The 2,519-nt window shown below is 67.1% G+C and carries 2 protein-coding genes and 1 pseudogene; 1 reads left to right on the forward strand and 2 read right to left on the reverse strand.

Annotated elements, in window-relative coordinates; all coding sequences use genetic code 11:
• Window positions 1-95: 95 nt before the first annotated feature.
• Window positions 96-809, reverse strand: a pseudogene (locus tag DD1DGNOD_RS16695) (IS6 family transposase).
• Between the two features lie 373 nt (window positions 810-1,182).
• Between DD1DGNOD_RS16695 and DD1DGNOD_RS16700 the strand changes: the two are divergent.
• Window positions 1,183-2,184: a TAXI family TRAP transporter solute-binding subunit gene (locus tag DD1DGNOD_RS16700; RefSeq protein ID WP_206443243.1), complete on the forward strand. Its 1,002-nt coding sequence runs from the start codon at window positions 1,183-1,185 to the stop codon at window positions 2,182-2,184.
• Here DD1DGNOD_RS16700 and DD1DGNOD_RS31320 read toward each other — a convergent pair.
• The gene (locus DD1DGNOD_RS31320) at window positions 2,117-2,515 is read right to left on the reverse strand and encodes a sensor histidine kinase (protein ID WP_430827822.1); all 399 of its coding nucleotides are present in this window, start codon (window positions 2,513-2,515) and stop codon (window positions 2,117-2,119) included. The two genes, DD1DGNOD_RS16700 and DD1DGNOD_RS31320, sit on opposite strands and share 68 nt — an antisense overlap.
• Between the last annotated feature and the right edge of the window lie 4 nt (window positions 2,516-2,519).

Consider the following 2,519-nt stretch of genomic DNA (forward strand, 5'->3'; position numbering starts at 1 on the left):
CGGATGGTGGGGTCCGGCTGAAACGGGGTGCGGGAGCAGGCGGGTCTGTTGCGTTCAGCGAAGTCAAGACATGCCAGGCCCCGCCGGACCGCTGATCAGACCGCCAGTGCGAGCTCGGTGAAGGCAGCCGACAGCCGCAGGTGCGGGTCGGCGTCGAGGCCGAGTTCGTAGTGGCCGCGGCTGATGTTCTGCCACGTTCGCATGCCCGGAACTGATCGTCTGCGCGGAACGGAGGCGTGTGAGCCCGCGCATGGGTCGGAGTCGGGCTTTCAGCTGGCTGTGGTCGGATTCGATCCGGTTGTTCGCCCGCCGGGCATCGCTGTGACAGGCGGCGGGCAGCAGCTCGTCGAGCACCCGCGGATAGGCGGCGGCCTGATCCGTGGTCACCTCGACCGGCCGGCGGCCATGCGACAACGCACGGGTGACAAACGTCCGGGCTGCCGCCAGGTCGCGATGGTCGGAGGCGAGCACGTCGATGACCTGCCCGTACTGGTCGACCGCCCGGTACAGATAGATCCACCGGCCGGAGACCGTCACGTACGTCTCGTCGACACACCACCTGTCCCCGGGAGAGTGTCGGTAGGGCCGGGCTGCGTCGATCAACAGCGGAGTGAACCGCTGCACCCACCGGTAGACAGTCACATGATCGACGGTCAGGCCACGTTCGGTCAGGAGCTCCTCGACGTCCCGGTACGACAGCGCGTAGCGCAGGTACCAGCGGACCGCCAGCACGCTTCCCCTCGGCTGGGAACCGAAACCCGGTGAACTGAAGAGACGGGAACCGGCGGACGGACGGCACGTCGACGCATCCGTCCACCTTGCCCGATCAAGGACCTAGCGAACGCAACAGACCCTGTGGCATCACAGTTGCATCGGCGTCCCGGACGGCCGCGGCCCAATTTTCCCGCCTCCACGGCGGCCCAGCGCAGCGGGCCCCGGTTCCTGACTGAAAAATCAAGCAGCCCGCATCGACAACATCGACAAGGAAGGAGTCGACGGCGATGCCGAAGAGCCGCGTGTATGACAGCACTGCGGCTTGCCCGTCTCGGCTTCCAGCAGGTTCTTATAGCCCAGCGCGGCGGCGAGGGGATCGAGGTGCTCGTTGACGGATGGCGTGCCCCCAGCACCTGATCGGTGCCACAGTGACCACCGCGAATGCGACGGCTTTGTTAGCATCTCGCTATGATCAGCGCAGACGCGCCCGCCGTGGGCAGGAGCGCGACGCCATCGCCGGACCCGAGCCGCCGAGATCTGCTGAGGGCTGTTCTGGTCGGGGCCGCGGCCACTGTGGTGGCGACCTGTTCCCAGGACACGACGGGGACGGTGCCGCGCTTTCCGTTGGCCGCGGGACCGGAAGGTGGATCCTCCAACGCCTTCAGCCGGGCGCTGGAGGGGGCTGTCGCCGCGAACGGTCGGCACCTGAAGATCATTTTGGTCCCCACTTTGGGGAGTATAGATAGTTTACGGCAACTGGACACCGGTGCGGCGTTCGCGCTGGCCAGGGCTGACGCGGCCGAGAACGCGGTGCTCGGCCACGAGCTGTTCTCCCGACCGATTCCGGGGAAGGCGCTGGCCCGGATCTACGAGAACTACACGCATCTCGTCGTCCCGGCGGACGGGCCGGTGCGCTCGGTGGAGGACCTCGCCGGGCGGCGGGTCCGCGTCGGTCCCGAGGGCGCAGGAGATCAAGGGCGGCGGTTGCTGCACGCCGCCGGGCTGACCGGTGCCCGGTCGGTGCAGGAGCAGTGGCTTGGCCTCGCGGAGTCGGTGGATACCCTGCGGCTGGGAAAGATCGACGCCTTGATCTGGTCCGGTGCCGTGCCGACACCGGCGCTGTCGGCCTTGGCGCAGGATCTGCCGTTGCGGTTCCTGGCGCTGGACGGCCTCGTGCGCCCGCTGCGTGACATCTATGGTCCCGTCTACACTGCGGTCACGCTTCCGGCAGGGGTGTACGGGCTGCGGGAGCCGGTGAGCACCTTGGGCGTCGGCTACTACCTCATGGCCCGCACCGACACGTCAGAGCGCGCTGTCCGTTCGCTACTCGAAGTGGTGTTCGACCGATGGTCTGACCTGATACGGGACGTGACCGCGGGAGCGCGGCTGGAGCCCCGCTTCGCTATCTCCACCGGTAAAGTGCCGCTGCACCCGGGAGCGCGCGCGTACTACCGGTCGGCGCACGAGTGACCACTTTATTGGCCGGCGGCCTTGCGGGTCCCGGCAGCAGTATCTCCACCACCAAGCCTCGTGGTTTGTTGGCGTCCAGAGTGAGGCTGCCGCCGCTGTTTCTGGCAATCCCATCAACGATGGCCAGGCCCAGCCCACTGCTGCTGGGGACGTCCTGGTGCCCGGGGGCACGAGTGAAGGGATTGCCCAGCGTGGCCAGGGACTCCGGCGAGAACTCGTCCCCGTTGTCGACGACACGTATCCGGACCCCTTCGACCAAGCGTGTGGCGTTGATCTCTACGCGGCAACCGGATGGCACGTACTTGAGAGTATTTTTAAGGAGCTCTTCCATGATT

Origin of the sequence: Candidatus Protofrankia californiensis (genome assembly GCF_900634765.1) — a bacterium.
Lineage (GTDB): Bacteria > Actinomycetota > Actinomycetes > Frankiales > Frankiaceae > Protofrankia > Protofrankia californiensis.

Coding starts and splice junctions, on each gene's coding strand:
- DD1DGNOD_RS16700 (WP_206443243.1), top strand. CDS start 1,183: ATGATCAGCGCAGACGCGCCCGCCGTGGGCAGGAGCGCGACGCCATCG.
- DD1DGNOD_RS31320 (WP_430827822.1), bottom strand. CDS start 2,515: ATGGAAGAGCTCCTTAAAAATACTCTCAAGTACGTGCCATCCGGTTGC.